Source organism: Halalkalibacter sp. APA_J-10(15) (genome assembly GCF_023017105.1).
GTDB lineage: Bacteria > Bacillota > Bacilli > Bacillales > Bacillaceae_D > Halalkalibacter.
Genome location: NZ_JALKEV010000105.1, coordinates 1 through 249 on the forward strand (window position 1 = coordinate 1; position 249 = coordinate 249).

The 249-nt window shown below is 51.0% G+C and carries 1 rRNA gene; it reads left to right on the forward strand.

Features of this window, described 5'->3' with window-relative positions:
• A 23S ribosomal RNA gene (locus tag MW695_RS22455) occupies positions 1–231 on the forward strand; the annotation flags it as partial.
• Between the last annotated feature and the right edge of the window lie 18 nt (positions 232–249).

Here is a 249-nt window from a genome sequence, read left to right on the forward strand (position 1 = left end):
GATGGACACACCGCTGGTGTACCAGTTGTTCCGCCAGGAGCATCGCTGGGTAGCTACGTGTGGACGGGATAAGTGCTGAAAGCATCTAAGCATGAAGCCCCCCTCAAGATGAGATTTCCCATGGAGTTAATCCAGTAAGACCCCTTAGAGATGATGAGGTTGATAGGTCTGGTGTGGAAGCGTGGCGACACGTGGAGCTGACAGATACTAATCGGTCGAGGACTTATCCAAGAAATTCTGACGTGTTTC